Origin of the sequence: Jeotgalibaca ciconiae (assembly GCF_003955755.1) — a bacterium.
Lineage (GTDB): Bacteria > Bacillota > Bacilli > Lactobacillales > Aerococcaceae > Jeotgalibaca > Jeotgalibaca ciconiae.
The window spans coordinates 20,064-39,893 of the sequence record NZ_CP034465.1 but is presented as its reverse complement, the minus strand read 5'-3'; the positions used below and the strand labels follow the sequence as shown (position 1 = coordinate 39,893).

The 19,830-nt window shown below is 36.3% G+C and carries 19 protein-coding genes; 11 read left to right on the top strand and 8 right to left on the bottom strand.

What is annotated here, in order from left to right:
• The 4 genes from EJN90_RS00220 to EJN90_RS00205 all read left to right on the top strand — a co-directional run bounded on the left by EJN90_RS00220 (position 1) and on the right by EJN90_RS00205 (position 4,559).
• A complete protein-coding gene (locus EJN90_RS00220; RefSeq protein ID WP_126108317.1) occupies positions 1–1,236 on the top strand; it encodes a cysteine desulfurase in 1,236 nt (411 codons plus the stop codon).
• The gene (gene sufU / locus EJN90_RS00215) at positions 1,223–1,657 is read left to right on the top strand and encodes a Fe-S cluster assembly sulfur transfer protein SufU (protein WP_126108316.1); all 435 of its coding nucleotides are present in this window, start codon (positions 1,223–1,225) and stop codon (positions 1,655–1,657) included. Before EJN90_RS00220 ends, sufU begins: the two co-directional genes overlap by 14 nt.
• Before the next feature lie 20 nt (positions 1,658–1,677).
• A complete protein-coding gene (gene sufB / locus EJN90_RS00210; RefSeq protein WP_126108315.1) occupies positions 1,678–3,072 on the top strand; it encodes a Fe-S cluster assembly protein SufB in 1,395 nt (464 codons plus the stop codon).
• A gap of 503 nt (positions 3,073–3,575) precedes the next feature.
• The gene (locus EJN90_RS00205) at positions 3,576–4,559 is read left to right on the top strand and encodes a ribose-phosphate diphosphokinase (RefSeq protein WP_126108314.1); all 984 of its coding nucleotides are present in this window, start codon (positions 3,576–3,578) and stop codon (positions 4,557–4,559) included.
• Positions 4,560–4,678: 119 nt separating this feature from the next.
• On the opposite strand, the gene EJN90_RS00200 is transcribed toward EJN90_RS00205, so the two are convergent.
• Positions 4,679–5,089 carry a MerR family transcriptional regulator gene (locus EJN90_RS00200; RefSeq protein ID WP_126108313.1) on the bottom strand — a complete coding sequence of 137 codons (411 nt, stop codon included), beginning with the start codon at positions 5,087–5,089 and terminating at the stop codon, positions 4,679–4,681.
• A 104-nt stretch (positions 5,090–5,193) separates the two neighbouring features.
• On the opposite strand from EJN90_RS00200, the gene mgrA reads away from it, so the two are divergent.
• Together mgrA and EJN90_RS00190 are read left to right on the top strand one after the other, a co-directional pair.
• The gene (gene mgrA, locus EJN90_RS00195; RefSeq protein ID WP_126112161.1) at positions 5,194–6,192 is read left to right on the top strand and encodes an L-glyceraldehyde 3-phosphate reductase; all 999 of its coding nucleotides are present in this window, start codon (positions 5,194–5,196) and stop codon (positions 6,190–6,192) included.
• Positions 6,193–6,378: 186 nt separating this feature from the next.
• Positions 6,379–6,663 carry a hypothetical protein gene (locus EJN90_RS00190; RefSeq protein ID WP_227872528.1) on the top strand — a complete coding sequence of 95 codons (285 nt, stop codon included), beginning with the start codon at positions 6,379–6,381 and terminating at the stop codon, positions 6,661–6,663.
• 131 nt (positions 6,664–6,794) lie between these two features.
• Here the strand turns inward: EJN90_RS00190 and EJN90_RS00185 are convergent, their stop codons facing one another.
• The 6 genes from EJN90_RS00185 to EJN90_RS00160 all read right to left on the bottom strand — a co-directional run bounded on the left by EJN90_RS00185 (position 6,795) and on the right by EJN90_RS00160 (position 10,598).
• On the bottom strand, positions 6,795–7,538 hold the full coding sequence (locus tag EJN90_RS00185; protein WP_126108312.1) for a GNAT family N-acetyltransferase: 744 nt from the start codon (positions 7,536–7,538) through the stop codon (positions 6,795–6,797).
• 46 nt (positions 7,539–7,584) lie between these two features.
• Positions 7,585–7,824 (bottom strand): helix-turn-helix domain-containing protein, encoded by a 240-nt coding sequence (locus EJN90_RS00180; protein ID WP_126108311.1) that lies wholly within the window; start codon positions 7,822–7,824, stop codon positions 7,585–7,587.
• A 12-nt stretch (positions 7,825–7,836) separates the two neighbouring features.
• A complete protein-coding gene (locus EJN90_RS00175) occupies positions 7,837–8,370 on the bottom strand; it encodes a DUF2975 domain-containing protein (RefSeq protein ID WP_126108310.1) in 534 nt (177 codons plus the stop codon).
• Between the two features lie 115 nt (positions 8,371–8,485).
• Positions 8,486–8,845: a hypothetical protein gene (locus tag EJN90_RS00170; protein ID WP_126108309.1), complete on the bottom strand. Its 360-nt coding sequence runs from the start codon at positions 8,843–8,845 to the stop codon at positions 8,486–8,488.
• Entirely contained in the window at positions 8,842–10,143 is a 1,302-nt protein-coding gene (locus EJN90_RS00165; RefSeq protein ID WP_227872527.1) for a Y-family DNA polymerase, read from the bottom strand. The genes EJN90_RS00170 and EJN90_RS00165 overlap by 4 nt, the downstream gene beginning before the upstream one ends.
• Before the next feature lie 14 nt (positions 10,144–10,157).
• On the bottom strand, positions 10,158–10,598 hold the full coding sequence (locus tag EJN90_RS00160) for a MepB family protein (RefSeq protein ID WP_126108307.1): 441 nt from the start codon (positions 10,596–10,598) through the stop codon (positions 10,158–10,160).
• A gap of 89 nt (positions 10,599–10,687) precedes the next feature.
• Between EJN90_RS00160 and EJN90_RS00155 the strand changes: the two genes are divergently transcribed.
• The 4 genes from EJN90_RS00155 to EJN90_RS00140 all read left to right on the top strand — a co-directional run bounded on the left by EJN90_RS00155 (position 10,688) and on the right by EJN90_RS00140 (position 15,373).
• Positions 10,688–11,362: a hypothetical protein gene (locus EJN90_RS00155; protein ID WP_126108306.1), complete on the top strand. Its 675-nt coding sequence runs from the start codon at positions 10,688–10,690 to the stop codon at positions 11,360–11,362.
• A 145-nt stretch (positions 11,363–11,507) separates the two neighbouring features.
• Positions 11,508–13,130 carry a type I restriction-modification system subunit M gene (locus tag EJN90_RS00150; RefSeq protein WP_126108305.1) on the top strand — a complete coding sequence of 541 codons (1,623 nt, stop codon included), beginning with the start codon at positions 11,508–11,510 and terminating at the stop codon, positions 13,128–13,130.
• Positions 13,123–14,367 (top strand): restriction endonuclease subunit S, encoded by a 1,245-nt coding sequence (locus tag EJN90_RS00145; RefSeq protein WP_227872531.1) that lies wholly within the window; start codon positions 13,123–13,125, stop codon positions 14,365–14,367. Before EJN90_RS00150 ends, EJN90_RS00145 begins: the two co-directional genes overlap by 8 nt.
• Before the next feature lie 76 nt (positions 14,368–14,443).
• Entirely contained in the window at positions 14,444–15,373 is a 930-nt protein-coding gene (locus tag EJN90_RS00140) for a site-specific integrase (protein WP_126108303.1), read from the top strand.
• 85 nt (positions 15,374–15,458) lie between these two features.
• On the opposite strand, the gene EJN90_RS00135 is transcribed toward EJN90_RS00140, so the two are convergent.
• Positions 15,459–16,646: a restriction endonuclease subunit S gene (locus EJN90_RS00135; protein WP_227872530.1), complete on the bottom strand. Its 1,188-nt coding sequence runs from the start codon at positions 16,644–16,646 to the stop codon at positions 15,459–15,461.
• Positions 16,647–16,715: 69 nt separating this feature from the next.
• On the opposite strand from EJN90_RS00135, the gene EJN90_RS00130 reads away from it, so the two are divergent.
• Positions 16,716–19,790: a type I restriction endonuclease subunit R gene (locus EJN90_RS00130; protein WP_174919237.1), complete on the top strand. Its 3,075-nt coding sequence runs from the start codon at positions 16,716–16,718 to the stop codon at positions 19,788–19,790.
• Positions 19,791–19,830 lie beyond the last annotated feature (40 nt).

Sequence of the window (19,830 nt, the reverse complement as noted above, 5' to 3'; positions counted from 1 at the left end):
GTGTTCGATTCTCTAAAAATAAAAGAAGATTTTCCTATTTTGAAACAAACCGTAAATGATGAACCACTAATCTACTTAGACAATGCTGCAACAACACAAAAGCCCAAGCAAGTATTGCAGGCTGTTCAAGATTATTATTTCCATGATAACGCGAATGTGCATCGTGGTGTCCACACGCTGGCAGAGCGCGCAACGCGCAGTTACGAAGAAAGCCGGGAAACGGTTCGTGCGTTCATCAACGCTTCGTCTACAAAAGAAGTCCTTTTTACAAGAGGAACGACCACTGCACTCAATTGGGTTGCAAAAGGCTTTGGTGATTTAGTTGTTGAAGAGGGAGATGAGATCTACATCACACCGATGGAACATCATTCTAACATCGTTCCTTGGCAGCAACTGGCATTTCGCAAACGAGCGACATTAAAGTATCTGCCGTTGACAGAAGACGCAGTGGTTGATATGGAGAAAGCAAAAGAAATAATTTCTGAAAAAGGGAAAATTCTGGCACTTTGCCATGCTTCTAATGTGATGGGATCCATCCATTCGATTCCTCGGCTAGCGGAACTGATCCATCAAGTTGGCGGCTATATCGTGGTGGACGGAGCCCAGAGCGTGCCACACACAAAGGTAGATGTCCAAGCCCTGAATGCAGATTTCTTTGCTTTCAGTGGGCATAAAATGTGCGGACCAACTGGAATTGGTGTATTATATGGCAAACAGGCACTCCTGGAACGAATGGAACCTGTTGAATATGGCGGAGAGATGATTGATTTCGTCTATGACGAGACATCCACTTGGACAGAACTTCCTTGGAAATTCGAAGCAGGTACACCCAATATTGCAGGGGCAATCGGCTTAAAAGCTGCTATTGAGTACTTGCAAGCCATAGGAATGGATGAAATCGAACGCCACGAACAGAAGCTAATGGCTCATTTAATGCCGCAATTGTCCGACATAGAAGGTCTTAGTATTTACGGACCAACTGATCATACAAAGCGTACTGGAATTGTTACATTCAATTTAGACGGCGTGCATCCGCATGATTTGGCCACTGCTTTTGATATGGAAGGAATCGCCATTCGTGCTGGTCACCACTGTGCGCAACCGTTGATGCGATACTTAGATACCCCAGCGACGGCTCGTGCTAGCTTTTATTTTTATAATTCAAAAGAAGATGTCGACCAGTTCGTTGTTTCGCTGAAGAAAATAAAGGAGTTTTTCAATAATGGCTTTATCTAGATTAGAAAACCTATACCGACATGTCATCCTAGATCATTCTTCCCATCCCCGTAACTTCGGAGAACTGGAACAAGCAACCGGGATGATTGAACTGAATAATCCAACATGTGGAGATGTCATTCAACTTCATCTCCAATTAAAAGATGACCGGATTGAAGACGTAAAGTTTTCTGGCCATGGCTGTTCCATCAGTACTGCAAGTGGCAGTATGATGACTGAACAGATCAAAGGAAAAACGATTGAAGAAGCGAAACAAATGATTGAAGAGTTCTTGTTGCTGGTTCAAGGAAAATTAGAAACCGACGAATCTCACTTAGGAGATGCCGAAGTGTTGGGCGGTGTTTCGAAGTTTCCTGCTCGAATCAAATGTGCAACTCTATCCTGGAAAGCATTAGAACAACTATTATTGAATAACGAGTGAAGAAAGAAGGAGGAATAGACATGAGTGAAGTACCTGTAGTAGAGGATTACAAATTTGGATTCTCTGACGATGCAGAAATTATTTATTCAACTGGAAAAGGACTTTCAGAGGAAATCGTTCGCGAAATTTCGAAAAAGAAAGATGAACCCCAATGGGTGCTGGATTATCGTTTGAAAGCACTGGAAGTTTATCGGAAAAAAGGACTTCCAGATTGGGGACCGGATTTATCTGCCCTTGATTTCGATGACATCACTTATTACCAAACAGCAACGGATCGTGTTGCTCGTACTTGGGATGACGTTCCTCAAGAAATAAAAGACACCTTTGAACGTATTGGGATTCCAGAAGCAGAACGTGCTTACTTAGCTGGAACAACGGTTCAATATGAATCAGAAGCTGTATACCATAGCATGAAAGAAGAGTTCGAGAAGTTAGGAATTGTCTTTACGGATACGGATACGGCTTTGAAAGAATATCCAGAAATCTTTAAAGAACATTTTGGAACAGTTGTACCACCAACAGACAATTTTGAAGCAGCATTAAACTCAGCTGTTTGGTCAGGTGGAACCTTCATCTATGTACCAAAAGGCGTAAAATGTGAAGTACCACTTCAAACTTATTTCCGTATGAACAACGAAGGTTCCGGTCAATTTGAACGGACATTGATTGTTGTAGACGAAGGCGCAAGCATTCACTATGTAGAAGGATGTACAGCACCAACCTATTCGGAAAGCAGTCTTCATGCAGCAATTGTAGAGATTGTTGTCAAAAAAGACGCTTACTGCCGTTACACAACCATTCAAAATTGGTCGAATAACGTTTACAACCTAGTAACAAAACGCGCACACGCCTACGAAAATGCGACAATGGAATGGATTGATGGGAACTTAGGTGCTCACACAACCATGAAATATCCAAGCGTATACTTAAACGGACGCGGCGCGAGAGGTACCATGCTTTCTGTAGCGTTCGCTGGTGCGGGCCAAGTACAAGACACAGGAGCGAAAATGCTACACAACGCGCCAAACACATCCAGCTCGATTGTATCAAAATCAATCGCAAAAGATGGCGGCGCAGTAAATTACCGTGGACAAGTACGTTTCGGGAAGAAATCAGAAGGATCCATCTCACATATTGAATGTGATACGATTATCATGGATGATTTATCCACTTCCGACACGATTCCATACAACGAAATCCATAACGGAAATGTAGCACTCGAACACGAAGCAAAAGTATCAAAAATCTCAGAAGAACAATTGTATTATCTAATGAGTCGCGGACTAACTGAATTAGAAGCGACCGAAATGATTGTCATGGGATTTGTAGAACCATTTACCAAAGAACTTCCAATGGAGTATGCGGTGGAGCTGAATAGGCTGATTGCTTATGAGATGGAAGGCAGTGTGGGGTAAAGCCCTAAAGAAGCTAGGAACGTTGATATAACAATGTTCCTGGCTTCTTTTCGTTTTTTATCGATTAGGGGATTATAAGTTCAGCCATCAATGTCTAGCTCCCAAGTCCAGACCTAGTGAAAAAAAGATAAATTTGCCCCATTGCGCGCTTCGCTGCTCATTCAGGGTCAAATTTCCTATTTTTTCATAGGCCAAGGCGGACTTGTCCGCTTTTCTAACTACCAATCTTGGCACAGTAGATGAGAATGAGTTTAAGGCATCTATGGCCGAATTTTCTCTCTTATCTGATAAATGGGAGTAAATATCCATAGTTGTCTTAATATATTCATGATGCAAGCGGTGTTGGGTATCTTTCGGGTTTATTCTCCAATTATAGAGAAAATGGTTCTTTTTATTTCGCGATCATAGAACAAAAGTGATGAGTATTCCTTTGAATGTGTTAAACTATTTATACATAATACGGATAAGAAGTATGGTTAAAAAACATTTAAAAGGAGGATATCATATTGGATAAAAAAGCAAAACCAAATTTTAGAATATTTGCACTTAATTCGAATCGTCTTTTGGCGGAAAAAATCGCTGGTTCTTTAGGAATGGAACTGGGAAAAGCGACCGTATCACGGTTTAGTGATGGAGAAACTCGTATCGATATCGATGAAAGTATTCGAGGAGCACATGTCTATCTGATTCAATCTACTTCAACTCCAGTAGATGTACATGTAATGGAGACGCTCATCATGATTGATGCGTTGAAACGGGCGAGTGCGCAAACTGTAAATGTCGTGATACCTTATTATGGATATGCTCGCCAAGATCGGAAAGCTCTTCCCCGAGAACCGATTACTGCCAAGCTTGTCGCAAACTTGTTGGAGACAGCAGGAGCAGCTCGGGTAATCGCATTAGATTTGCATGCGGTCCAAATTCAAGGGTTCTTTGATATTCCTGTTGACCACTTATTGGGCGGTTCTTTGCTTGCGGATTATTTCATTGAACGAAAAATCGTTGGAGAAGAGATAGTAGTCGTGGCTACTAATCACAGTGCGGTAAGTCGTGCACGAAAAATGGCTGAATATTTAATAACTCCCATAGCAATTATAGATAAAAGATGGATAGAAGCTGACGATTCTAATATAGTGAACATCATAGGAGATGTGGCCGGAAAAACCTGTATTTTGATTGACGATTTAATTGATACAGCCGAAACTATTACATCCGCTGCGCAAGAACTAGTAGAAAATGGTGCCACAGATGTGTATGCAGCCGCGACACACGCCGTTTTTTCTGGTCCATCGATTAAATGTCTAGAAGAATCACCAATCAAGAAGATTATTGTGACCGATTCGATTTACTTACCAGAAGAAAAACAATTTGATAAGGTGGTCCAAGTGACTGTCTCAGAACTATTAGCTGATGCAATTAAACGAGTTTATGAAAATAAATCTGTCAGCCCTTTGTTTGAGAAGAAATATGAAGGACGTATGGAGTAAGATGGGTTTAATGGTATGGAAGAGAGATATCAACACTTCTAAAAATAAAACGTTCGAGCTGAAACGAGCAATTTTTCTCAAAAGTATTCATTTGAAGCAATTCAAAAAATTGAGCTTAATCAATCAAGTTCATCCCAAGAAGGAGGCGTTTGGCCTAATTCAAAGGAAATTTTTTTCTTCTGATAAAAATTCAACTTTTTTTCAATATGTTGTTGGTTTTCTTTGAATAATTGTATTTGTGCTTCAATGTGGTTGCTTTGTTCTGTCAGCAAGTCAATCAAAGTCTCGTAATTTTGGGTCACATCTTCGTGATAAAAGAAGGCTTCAATCTGTTTAATAGACATGCCCGTCTGCTTGAAACACTGGATTGCGTCTAGACGATTAATATGTGCCTGACTATAAACACGATGTTTTCCATTTCTTTTGACATGTGACAGAAGGCCTGTCGTCTCATAATAGCGCAATGTTGAAGCTGGCAGATTAAATTGTTTGCTTACATCACTTATGGTGAAAGTAATTGTCTCTTTCATTATTTTCCCACTTTCTGTTATATACTACTTTACTTAAAGTGTACTTGAAGTGTTATACTGGGTAAAGAAATCACTTACATTTAAAATTGAAAAGGGGTATGACAATGTATGTAGCAAACGAAGAACGTTACGACAAGATGATGTATCGGCAAGTGGGTAAGTCTGGATTAAAACTTCCGGCAATATCATTAGGTTTTTGGCATAATTTTGGAGATGTCGATAATCTTGAGAATCAAAGAGAGATTATGCACACAGCTTTTGATAACGGTATCACCCATTTTGATTTGGCAAATAACTATGGTCCACCTGCAGGTTCAGCTGAGACAAACTTTGGACGTTTATTTAAAGAAGATTTTAAAGCTTATCGAGATGAAATTATTATTTCGTCTAAGGCAGGCTACTATATGTGGCCCGGTCCGTACGGTGAGTGGGGATCAAAGAAAAGTTTGGTGGCAAGTTGTGATCAGAGCTTGAAGCGGATGGGCTTAGATTATGTTGATATCTTCTACCATCACCGTCCTGATTCAAATACACCAATTGAAGAAACTGCCCATACTTTAGATTTACTGGTCAAGCAAGGAAAGGCTCTTTACATTGGAGTTTCTAACTATTCTCCTGAAGAGACAGCAAAAATATCGAAATTATTTAAAGATTGGCATACGCCGTTTATCATTCACCAGCCAGCTTATAATATGTTTAATCGTAGTATTGAGGATGGATTAACAGAGGTACTGGAAGAGGAAAGATTAGGTGCAATTGTCTTTAGTCCTTTAGCCCAGGGGCTTTTGACCGATCGCTATTTGAATGGAATTCCAGAAGACTCTCGAGCTCATCGGACAGATAGCCCATTTCTTTCAGAAGATCGAGTAGAACCGACACTTGATACTGTTCGGAAATTAAACGAAATGGCTAAAAAACGCAATCAAACCTTAGCTGAAATGGCACTAGCTTGGAACTTAAGACAACCAGTCGTTTCGAGTGTGTTGATTGGCGCTTCAAGGGTTAGTCAATTAGAAGCTAATCTAAAGGCATTATATAATCTGGATTTTACGACAGAAGAGTTAGCTGAAATTGATCGTATTTTAGAGAGCTCAAAGGTATAAGAGATAAAAAACAGAATAATCATCCCACTCTGCATATAGAAATGGCAGGGTGGGATGATTTATTTCTCCTATCAAGGCAGATGATTTCGTAAACCATTTTTATAAAATAATTACGAAAAAAATATCATTTTTAATATATAGTTTGTATGAAATTCAGCCAAAATAAAAGAGAAAGAAGGTTACACAATGAATAGAAGTGCAAAAAATTGGATGCATTTATGTCAGGTGCTATCTGTCATAGCCATCGTTGTTGGTTACTTTTTGTGGACAATTCTCATTCCGATTCAAGATTTTGATACTATAGGCAGCGAAGAACTATTAAGAGTACAAAAAGAGCTAGCATTGAATTATCCATTAGGAAGGTTTCTTTTATATGTTGGTTTTTTCGGTTTCGTTTCTTCCACCATCTATCTGATTATAGTTAAAATAAAAGTAAGAATAAACAAACGGAAGCGAGTACCTTTTAAGTAAATAAAAAGTTTATAAAATTTCTCAACAGGTCTTTAGTTAGAAAAGTAGAATACACTGATCACAGTTTCGATGAATCTAGAAAGTATAGATTTTCATAATGGAATATTGGGATTAATAGCCCAACATGTTAATCATATCCTAGTAAAAGACGATGCAATCATAATCTCTGTCCAGCCTAATTTATAGCCAGCTCTAATGGCAACGTTCATTGATTTTGTGTGGGTGAATTGAGTGCCATAAATGGGAAGAATCTCACCCTGGCCCAATTCAATAATCTTTTGAGTAATTGCTCTAACCAATCGTGTCGCTAAACCTTTCCCTTGATGATTTCCAATGATTTCAATGCCGATTTCCCAAGTATGTCGGCCGTTCTTATTAGCACCGGACATAGCTAAAATCTCGCCATTTTCTACGTAAGCAATGGCTATTTTATCCGGGTCAGTTTCACTAAAGCAGAAGGACTGAGAAAATCGTTTATCGCCTTTAAATTGTTCTATTTCTTCTTCAGAATAATACACAAAATGTTCATTTTCCATGAATTCCACTGATTGTTTGCAAGGGATTAAAAAAGGGGAAGCATTGATAATTTCATAATTGAACTCACTTAAAATAGTTGTCAATTTCTTAATATTCTTTACCTCTGTGAACCAGTCGGCAGGCGTTGTTTGATATGTTTCTTGCAATTTTTTGGTAAGTTCGCTGTTATCCGTCCGACAATAAATATGTCCCTCATGACAAATAATTGTTCCGTTATTTCTGGTCCAGTAACGCATATCATTATTAGCATTTGCCGTTATGAACAAATTTTCATTATTCTCAAATGCCGACACCGGACAACCTAAGTCGATTGCAAATTGTTTTTTTAATAGTTCCATGTAATCACCTCTATATAGGACATCGATTTTACAATAAAAATATTATTTATCTTTCATGCTCATTTTGAGGATTCCTACTTTCTTCGTTTACATATTCCAAAATATCTCCTGGCTGACAATTCAAGGCTTTACAAATCGCTTCAAGTGTTGAAAAACGTATAGCAGCTACTTTACCAGTTTTGAGCTTTGATAGATTTACATTGGAGATTCCGATTTCATTAGCCAAATCTTTTAGCAGTACTTTTTTCTCAGCCATGACTTGGTCCAGATTTATAATGATTGGCATTCTCGAACCTCCTTAAACAGTCTCATCGGATAGCTGTTGCAAGTTGACTCCGTAATGTAAAATCTCTGCTACAATATAGAGGAGGAGACCAATAAAAAAATAGCTAGATAAGCCAAATGTAAAATAATGTCCAGCTTTCATAATAATCGTTAAAATGAGTGAATAGAGCAAGGGAGTTAAAATATCCATCATCATAATAATAAGACTAAGCCCCTTGACTGATTGTGCAAAATCAAATGAAAAAGGAGTGCCTCCATCCATTAATCGTTCAAAAAGTGAACTACCTCTCCAAAAAGTATAAGCAGAAACGATTAAAAGTGGAGGAGATAGAATAAGAGCAGCCAAATTTTCTTCTGCCTCAGTAGGATGGTTTTTTACAAAGAAAATAAAGCTCCTACTTGAAACATCAATAGTAAAATACATATTGGATTTAGTGAAAAGTATAAAGAAAAGCCCGAACACCACCATGCATAATGCCATAATAGCTAAGATTTTTAATAAGACAGCAGCTACTTTACATACAACCTGAAACCTTTTCATATTCATAAGATATCACTCCTTAATCTGGTTACATGTATTATATGACTAAAATTAATAAGATTCAATAAAAAATTAATGATTAACGATAATTTTGGAGGTTGAATCCTCGAAATAATTATACTTATTCACTCCATTTCATATGGTCCACCAACTCTACGTTTCTTATTTCATCATAATGAATCTTTTCATTTTCAACATATATGCCCATGGAATCCGCACCTTTCAAAAAACCTATTACATCATCATAATAATTTCCTTCGCTGTCGACTGCTTCCAGTTGAATTGCAATTTTCCTGTTCTTAATTTTAGCTTCTTGCAGGATCCTTCCGATCTCGTAAGTTTCCATCTGAGGTTTTTGGCTATTTATCTTTAATTGTTTCTGAGCATATATTTCTTGTTCGGAAGAGTGCTCGGATAAAAAAAAACCACCCCATTTTTTCATTCCACGATCACGATATTCATCATTTAAATACTTTGTCATTTCATCCCATCCATTCCGCCAGCATGCCCGCCAACTAAGCTGGTGCGATCAATTGCTGTTGCGCCTTCCAGTAGGCTGCTGGCATGCATTAATGATTTGAATCCATATTTCTTCCTGATTTTATCTACCAAGTAATCCAAACGCTCGTTGGCGATTTGCTGCTCGGGATCTTCAAATAAGTCCAATTGAATATCGGTCGTATAGGAGAGTTTTGAATAGGAAATACCGATATTCCGAACAGCTTGTCCCCCATAATGTTTATCAAATAACTGCAAGCAGTATTGAATAAGCTTTTTTGAATTGGAAGTAACAGGAATTTTCATCTGCCGAGAAAAGCCTCGTTCAATTTCATATTGCGAGTAGCCAATATACAAGCTCACACAGCCAGTTTGGCAATGTCGTTTTCGAATCCTGGTTGCGACTTGTTCTGCAATTTCTCGGATAACGATTTTTATTTCGTTCCGATTTGTATAATCTTTAGGCAATACTTGAGAATTTCCGTAACTTTTTTCTAACGGTTTGTATCGTATCCGGATATTACTACGGTCAATCCCCCATGCATTCGCATAAAGTTGCTCTCCAATAACTCCCATGGTCTGCCTTAAGTGATAGAAATTCGTGTGTGCTAAATCATAAACAGAGTAAATTCCTGAATTAATCAAGTTTTGTTCTGTCCGTCTGCCAATTCCCCACATATCGGATAATTCTTTGATTTTCCAAACGGTGTTCGGTACGTCTTCGTATCGCCATTCAGCAATGAAATCTTTATTATTTTTTGCTTCATTGTCCAAAGCTAGTTTGGCAAGCAGCATATTATCGCCGATTCCGATCGTTACGTATAAACCAGTTTGTCGATAAACATGACGTTGAATCATTTTAGCTAGCTCATAGGCCGAATTTGTTTTAAATAATTCTAAACTAGGACGAATCGATAAAAACGATTCATCAATGCTGTAAATATACAAATCTTCATCGCTCACATATTCTCGATAAATATGATTAATTTCTGTGTTTTTTTCAATGTAGCGATTCATTCTGGGTGGCACGATTTCTAACTCGGGGTGGGGCGGAATTTCATATTTACGAGAGACGTTACTAATGCCGAGTACTTTTTTTGCCATCGGTGAGGCTGCTAAAACCAAACCTCCTGCATTTTCAGCATGGCTCATCACAACTAAGAGTTTTTTGAGTGGGTGATAGCCCCGGTCGACACACTCCACAGAAGCGAAAAATGATTTTACATCGATGCAAAGAATATCCTCGCTTCTTTCCAATGAATAATCAAACATCACCATCAATCCTCCTTAGGCGCTCACTTTGAATAATCTTTAAAGTAGTTTAGTTGCCATGCCTGCGTTTTCTGAGCGGTGGCATTTAGCCGTGAACACCAAGGTGGGTAAAACCTCATAGCCATTTTCCCTGATTGTTTTTCATTAGATAAAATGTTTCTCTTAACACAAACATCTTTATCTAGAAGAAAAATGCCTTGTCTATTTAAGTCAATAATGACTATAGCAAGTAATTCAGGACTATTATCATATTTAAATGCCACATTATTTCCAGATTCGTTTTTTTCCCAGAAAGATACAAAATATACCGCCTTTTTGGGTGTTTTCTTAGCTAATCGACTTCTTACTGTGAGTCTTGAATCATTCGTATTAAAAATGATACCTTCATAATCCTTATTCCATTCTTCTAATCGCGATAACTCGAATTCACCAAACATTCTTTTTAATACTCCGGTTGAATCCATAAAGAACCCGCCTCCTTTTCGATAAGTTTTTATATTACTTCTAGTATAGGAACATATGTTCGAATTGTAAAGGGGAACAAACTTTTAAAATGGAAAATACAGAAAACACGTATGTTATAGGTGTTGGTAAAATAAAAACAGAAGAGGTGTTTTGTATGCCAGGACTTTATTATTCAATCCATAATGTCAGTAAGAAGTTTCACTTTAGTCCGCTTAATTATGGACAGGGGTTTAAAGAAAGGGAACATTCGTGGTCAGGAAATAGTTATCTTTATGAATTATTGATATTGTTAAAAGATGAGTGGAAAGGGGATCGTTTTTCCAATCTGAATGATTATTTTATAATTGATATTCTTGATACGGATGATCCGAATTTAATAGATGACTATTATTTGAGGAAAGATTATGAAGATTACACGGAACATTTACTAAGCTACCAAGATAGAGGCGGCTACTACATGTTAGATGAATGTTGGTATGAAAGATTACCTGCAATGTGGCAAGAGTTAAATGAACAATATGTCCTAGTTAATTATGATAAGGCTTTGTATTGTGAGATTGATTGTAATAGAAGTTTGCCATTGGAGCAAAGAGATTGCACGCTTGTTTGTTTACTAATGTGGAAAACAGAGATTACTGATAGTAAGAGACAGCATATGTGCAGCTGGATGTTTAACCGTATTGGGATGGAGCGAAGGGATTCAAAGATACTTGATTGGATGGAAGATATTAGCTTTATTTTTGAGAGAGAGAAATTAAAGTGATAGAAAAAATGGCTCAATGATGAAGGCGTACACGCCATCGCTGAGCCATTTTTTTAAAAATCTAAAGCTTACTTTCGCTTTATTAAAGCGTAAGGTATAATAGGAATTATATGACTAAAAATAAGGAATATTAAAGGAGCATTTTATGGAAGAGAAACAATCAAAGACACTATACCAAGCGCTATGGAATAGCGCTGATATTTTGCGTTCAAAAATGGATGCTAGTGAGTATAAGAACTATTTGTTAGGGCTTATTTTTTATAAGTATTTATCTGATAGAATGCTTTATCATGCGGTGGATTTATTAGAGGAAAATGTTTCTGATTTAAATGAAGCTCAGCAAATCTATGTAGACGCATTCAATGACCCGGAAATTAAAGAAGATTTAATTGAAGGATTAAGATATGATTTTTCTTACGCTTTAGAACCAAATTTAACATTTACTGCGCTTGTTCAAAGAATTCATAAAGGTAGATTTCAATTAGAAGACTTAGCACAAGGCTTCCGGAATATTGAACAAAGTAGTGAATTATTTGAAAACCTATTTGAAGATGTTGATTTATATTCCAAACGGCTAGGTGCTTCAGCTCAAAAACAAAATCAAACAATTTCTGCAGTTATGAAGGAATTGGCTACCTTAGATATTGCGCATAAAGGGGATGCTCTTGGAGATGCTTATGAGTATCTAATCGGTCAATTTGCCTCAGATTCAGGTAAGAAAGCTGGTGAGTTCTATACTCCCCAATCAATTTCTACTTTGATGACTCAGATTGTTCTAACGGGAAAAGAGGACCAAAAAGGCTTTAGTGTCTATGATGCTGCAATGGGGTCAGGATCACTTTTATTAAATGCTAAAAAATACTCTAATGAACCTGGAACAATCAATTATTTTGGTCAAGAGTTAAATACTTCAACTTATAACCTGGCTCGTATGAATATGATACTGCACGGAGTAGATGTTGCAAACCAACATCTTCATAATGGTGATACATTGGATGCAGATTGGCCGACAGAAGAGCCAACAAACTTCGACGCAGTATTAATGAATCCACCTTATAGTGCAAAGTGGACTGCAGACAAAGGATTTTTAGATGACCCACGTTTTTCTATATATGGTGTCCTAGCTCCTAAATCAAAGGCTGACTTTTCATTTTTATTGCATGGTTATTATCATTTGAAAGATACAGGGGTGATGGCAATTGTTCTGCCACATGGAGTATTATTCCGTGGAGCTTCTGAAGGGAAAATTCGGAAGATTCTATTGGAAAATGGGGCTATTGACACTGTTATTGGACTACCAGCAAATATTTTCTTTAATACCAGTATTCCAACTACTGTTATTATTCTAAAGAAAAACAGAGAGTCAAAAGACGTTCTGTTTATTGATGCCTCTAATGAATTCACGAAAGCTAAAAATCAAAATAACCTAGAAGATCAGCATATTCAAAAGATTTTGGATACTTATAGACAAAGAAAAGACATTGAAAAATACTCTCACTTAGCATCCTTTGATGAAATAATTGAAAATGATTTTAATTTAAATATTCCTCGTTATGTAGATACATTTGAGGAGGAAGAGCCAATCTCATTGGCTGAAGTTGCAAAAGAGCTTGAAGAAATTGATAAACAAATCGAAGAATCCAATGCAGCTCTTATCGAAATGGTACAAGAATTAACCGCGACCACTCCCGAAGCACAAGAAGAACTAGACCAATTTATTAACTTCCTCACAAAGATGGAATCTAAGGAAGGTGTTTTCCTTGGATAAAAAAGCACCAGTGGTAAGGTTTAAAGGGTTCGAAGATGAGTGGGAACAGCGTAAGCTTGGAGATATGGTTGATAGACTAAAGTCATACTCACTTTCGCGAGATGTTGAAACATCAGAGGAGACTGGAATCAAGTATATACATTACGGTGACATACATACAAAAGTAGCTGATAAAATTACAAGAAAATCAAATTTACCAACTATTAAAAATGGCATATATGAAAGTCTACAAAAAGGAGACTTAATTCTTGCAGATGCTTCTGAAGATTATCAAGGAATAGCTACACCATCAATTATAATAGAAGATATGGCTTTTCAAATTGTTGCTGGTCTCCACACAATAGCAATTAGACCTATAGAAGTAGACTCTATTTATTTGTATTACCTGATAAATACCCAAACGTTTAGAAGACATGGATATAGAGTAGGTACAGGTATGAAAGTTTTTGGTATCAGTGTCAAAAATATTATGAACTTTACAACATTATTTCCTTCGTACGAAGAACAGGTTAAAACTGGAAGTTTATTGCTTCGTATAGAAAAAACTATCGCTCTTCATCAGCGAAAATTAGAAACATTGAAGCAATTGAAGAAAGGCTTTTTGCAGAAATTATTCCCCAAAAATCAGGAAAACGTGCCGGAAATACGGTTTGCAAATTTCCAAGCAGAGTGGGAACAGCGTAAGCTAGATGAAATATCTGATAAAGTTACCGAAAAAAATATAAATAATGAATTCACTGAAACTTTAACTAATTCGGCAGAATATGGAATTATTAATCAGCGTGAATTTTTTGATAAAGATATATCAAACAAAAAGAATTTAAACGGATATTACGTTGTTCGAAAAGATGACTTTGTTTACAATCCAAGAATTTCTAATTATGCACCAGTTGGACCAATTAAACGGAATAAACTAGGAAGAACTGGGGTAATGTCTCCACTTTACTATATTTTTAGGACACATAATATTGATAAAACATTCTTAGAATATTATTTTGATACAACTATTTGGCATCGATTTATGAAATTACAGGGGGACTCTGGGGCACGAGCAGATCGTTTTGCAATTAAAGATTCTGTTTTTAAGACAATGCCTATTCCGTCTCCAAGTATTGAAGAACAAGAAAAAATCGGATGCATCTTCAAAGTTATAGATGACACCGTCGCTCTTCATCAGAAGAAACTAGAACAACTACAATTATTGAAAAGTGGTCTTCTACAAAAAATGTTCATTTAATTTCTTTAATATTTTAAAATCTCCTAATATGTAGAATAGATGAGCAATCATCAAACTACATTAGGAGGTTTTTTTATTGGTCAATAGGAAAAGAAAAACACAATTGTTTCATGATTACTTCGAAGAATGGGTGGAATTATACAAGGTCGGAGCGGTGAGGAAAGTCACCTTGGACAAGTATTATATGACTCATCAGAGAATTGTAGAGCTAGCATCGGACTTACGTTTGTGTGATCTAAGTAGAACTACTTATCAAAGATTATTGAACAGTTATGCATTAACTCATGAAAAACAAACAACAATGGACTTTCATCATCAAATTAAAGGTGCTATTCTGGATGCACTTGAAGAAGGGTTAATCGATAATAACCCTACACGGAAGATTATTATTAAAGGTAAAGAACCAAAAGAGAAAAGACCGAAATTTTTAAACCAATTCGAATTGCAATCTTTATTAAAGCAGTTAAATTTAACCAACGAACTAAATTGGGATTGGTTTATTTTACTTGTTGCTAAAACTGGACTTCGTTTTTCTGAAGCATTAGCACTTACCCCACAAGATTTTGATTTTTTTAATCAAAATTTGTCGGTAACTAAGACTTGGAATTATAAAAATAGCATTGGAGAATTTCAACCAACAAAAAATGAATCTTCCAATCGAAAAATTCCGATTGATTGGCAAACAGCAATGCAGTTCTCACAGTTAGTAAAAGATTTAGACGAAGAAAAACCAATTTTTGTTATGAACAGAGTGTTTAACTCCACGATAAACAATCGACTCAAAGTATTATGTACAAAAGCAGATATTCCAATCATTACAATCCATAGCTTAAGACATACTCATGCATCATTACTACTTTTCGCCGGTGTTTCAATCGCGAGCGTTGCAAGAAGACTAGGACATTCTAGCATGACTACAACCCAAGAGACTTATTTACATATTATTCAAGAATTGGAAAATCAGGACAATGATAAAATTATTCGTCATTTAGCTATGCTTGTATAAAATATTATTATTTAATTCAAAAACTCCTATCAATTTCATTGGTTAGATGATTTGATAGGAGTTTTTCGAGAATAACTTGATATTTTTAAATAAACATCTTTTGTAGAAGCCCATTTTTTATATTTCGTAATTGTTCTAATTTGTTCTGATGAAGGTCGATAGTATCATCTAAAGACTTGAAGAAGGCACCGATTTTTTGTTGCTCATTCTTATCAATGGGTAACTGTAGTGTCAATTCTTTAACAATACTTCCTGATAAATTTCCTTGACCACCTTGCAAATAGGTCGCAATAATTGAGTCCTTTTGTTTTTTAAACCATTGAGTTATTAAGTATGAATCATCATCTTCTTTAAGTTTAATGGCTAAGATCGCTTGATTAATTGCTCCATTAATTTTAGAAATACCAACTTCTCCACTTGTTGCACCGTATAAGGCATATAAAATATCACCTTTTGATACCATTTTGGCTGATGAGTTATTTAAACCTTCTTCTGTTATGAATAGCTCAGTTTTATCATCATTTATTTCACCGGATCGAATGAATGGAATATTACCACCATAATACATCTTATTTCCAGCGCCCGGAGTACCACCTGAATAACTTTCAGTAATTTCCCCCAACTTACGCTGTTCCCACTCTTCTTGGAAATTTGCAAACCGAATTTCCGGCACGTTTTCCTGATTCTTGGGGAACAATTTCTGCAAAAAGCCTTTCTTCAATTGCTTCAATGTTTCTAATTTTCGCTGATGAAGAGCGATAGTATTATCGATCTGTCTGAACAATTTTCCAATTTGACTTTGCTCATGTTTACTTGGCACAAAAAATTCAAAGCAAGCATATTCATTAGCGTTGATTCCAGGTTGTCCCGAGCGTTGAGAGGTTATCCGAACAAAATTATCATATGACACTGTTAACGTATTCTGGAAAATGAATTCAGAATCAAACTCACTTTTTACGCGTGCACGGATTAAAAAACCAGCATAATATACTTTTCCATCCTTTTCGTGATATCTATATGATTTACCAACACTGGCTCCAGTCCTCGCGAATAAAATATCACCATGCTTGAGTAAATAATTATCTGCTTTCTCCAAATCAGTATTAGGAGATGTCAATCCTGCCTGTATGAATTCACGACTACTGTCATCTATATCTGTTATACGAATATATTTATTTTCACCGTCATATTCAGTAGCTGAAGAATTCAAACCATATTCAAAACTTTCTACCATCTCTCGAAACTTACGCTGTTCCCAATCGCAACCACACAATAAATCAACATTATGTAATTTATTTCACTAAATCCTAATCCAAAATGATATACTTATTTTAATAGACTAATGGATAGAAAAGAGGGGCTTTTGTTGCTAAAGTTTACTCCAGAACAAGTGTTAGAGGATAATTTAATTAATAAGTTGATAAGTGGCGATTCTCAGTGGACGTATCGCAATGATTTACATACGGAAGATGAGTTATGGGAGAATTTTCGTCAAAAATTAGAAGTAAATAATAAAGATGTACTGAACGATACTCCATTAACTGAACAAGAATTTCGGCAAATTCAAAATCAACTGAACTTTTCCAGCTTCTATGAAGCAGCAAAGTGGTTGGCAGGAGAAAATGGCGTGGCTAAAGTGCAAGTGCAACGGGAAGACGCAACACTTGGCACGATTCGTTTGCGTGTCATCAATCGACAAGATATTGCTGGAGGAATTTCTTCTTATGAAGTAATTAACCAGTTTAAATCAGACAAACGATCTATAGAAGATTTGAACAGACGTTTTGACGTTACTCTCTTGATAAATGGTTTGCCAATGATTCATATTGAATTAAAGAACCGCAATCATCCTTTTATGGATGCGTTTCGTCAGATAAAAAAATATCTGAAAGAGGGAAAGTTTACTGGTATTTACTCTACTTTGCAAATGTTTGTTATCAGTAATGGTACGGATACCCGTTATATCGCATCTGCACAAGATACAAAATTAAACGAACAATTTTTAACAAAGTGGGTAGATGAAGAAAATGTGTCAGTGAATGATTATTTAGAGTTTGCCGAGAATGTTTTGTCAATTCCTATGGCGCATAAAATGATAACCCAATACACAGTGATTGATCACGAGAAAAAGGGGCTAATCTTATTAAGACCTTATCAAATACATGCCATTGAAGCCGTAAAAAAAGCATCCGGGCAGCATCAATCTGGATATGTATGGCATACAACAGGTTCTGGGAAAACATTAACGTCTTATAAAGTTGCCCGTAACCTTTTACAAATTCCCTCAATTGATAAAACAATTTTTATTGTAGACCGCGTAGACTTAGATCAACAAACGACCGCATCTTTTACATCTTATGCTGAGAATGATGTGATTGAGATTGATGAAACTGCGAACGTAAAGGATCTTATTAAAAAGTTACTCTCTGACGATCGTAGTGTAGTGGTGACAACGATCCAGAAATTAAATCATGTAATGAAACGCTATGCAAATCAAGAAGGTACGAAACGTTACGAACAAATGACCCAACTTAAAATTGCATTTGTTGTCGATGAATGCCATCGTGCAGTTAGCCCTGCAAAAAAACGAGAAATTGAAGAGTTTTTTGTGCAATCATTATGGTATGGATTTACGGGAACACCTATTTTTCTTGAGAATGCAAAGCAAGCAGTAGGTGATTTACCAAGAACTACCAAACAACAGTATGGGGAGCGGCTCCATGAATATACGGTAAAAGAAGCCATCCATGACAATGCAGTTTTAGGTTTTCAGGTGGAATATAAATCGACTTTTTCTGAAGAGCAACTAGATAAGACTATCATTGCTCTAGAAGGAATAGACGAATCAGAGGTTGAATTGCTTGAATTGGAAGATAAAGAAGCTCGTTTACCCAAAAGTGTCTATGAGGATGAAGAGCATATGCTTCAAGTCATCGATTCCATTATTAATAAATCACGCAAAAAATTAGGATTTTCAAAAGGATCTGGTCAAACATTTAATTCTCTTTTGACGACATCCTCCATTGCTCAAGCACAACGCTATTATGATTTAATAAAACAGGTAAAAGCAGGAGAGGCATCCGTTAAAATTGATGAAGAAACAAAACGCGTATTGCCTGACTTTCCGAAAGTTGCAATAACGTATTCGATTTCTGAAAATGAAGATGCTTCTATTGTCAATCAAGATAAGATGAAAGAGTCCATTCGAGATTATAATGAAGAGTTCGAAACAAGCTATACAATCGAAACAATTCGAGCTTACAATCGTAATGTAAATGATCGATTGTCACGTAAGAAGGACAAGTATTTGGCCCGTGCAGAACAGTTGGACATTGTCATTGTGGTAGATCGTTTGTTGACAGGTTTTGATGCTCCGAGTCTATCAACACTCTTCATTGATCGTCCACCAATGAAGGCCCATGATTTGATTCAAGCTTTTTCACGTACCAATCGACTGTTTGATAAATATAAAAAATACGGACAAATCGTCACCTTCCAAACGCCTAATACATTTGAGAAGAAGGTAAAAGAAGCTTTAGTTCTATATTCTAACGGTGGAGAAAACGATGTGCTTGCTCCAACATGGGAAGAGGCACGGATAGCATTTATTGCGGCTATTGGTGAATTAAGAGAAGTTGTTTCTACCCCAATAGAGATTGATCAAATGAGCCTTGTGGAACTAAAGAGATTCGTGAAAGCTTATCAAACAATGGACAAAACATTCGCAGCTGTTCAAGTATATACGGATTTTGATGAAGAACAAATGGGGACAATTTTCCCGATTGAAATATCGGAAATCGAAGAACTCAACGGCAAGTATGTAAATGCACTGGAAAAAATTAAGGGTGATCCTAAAGATGATGATCCAATTGAAATTGATATTGCTTATGAGTTAGAGTCAGTAAAAACGGAAGAAATTAACTATGAATATATTTTAATGTTGATTCAAGCCTTTGTTCCAAGCGGAAGTGATGAATATGAGCTAATTGCTAAAGAAGATGAAAAAGCAGCTACAGAAGTTAATAAATACATTGAAGATTTATCCAGAAATAATCCTAAATTAGCGAACCTGATGCAAAATCTGTGGAACAGCATTCGCCAAAATCCTGAGCATTATCGTGATCAAAATGTATCTTATCTATTACAAGACATGATTGAAGATACAAAATATAATGTTATGCAGGATTTTTCTCAAAAATGGCATGTGGAAGAAGGAAATCTAGCGTATGTTATAGCTAACTATAATCCTAAAAAAGAAAAGCAAAGTGGAGAAAGTGAATTGAGAAGTTCAGCCGATTATGAAGAATATAAAAAAACAACAGAAAAACCAGTTTCTAAATTGCGATACTGGAAACATGTTCGTCAGGAATTAGAAGATATTATTCAAGAAGAAATTTTACCATTGCAACAAAGATAACCTTAAAAAATTTATAACAGCAATATTTGTGGTAAAAGAA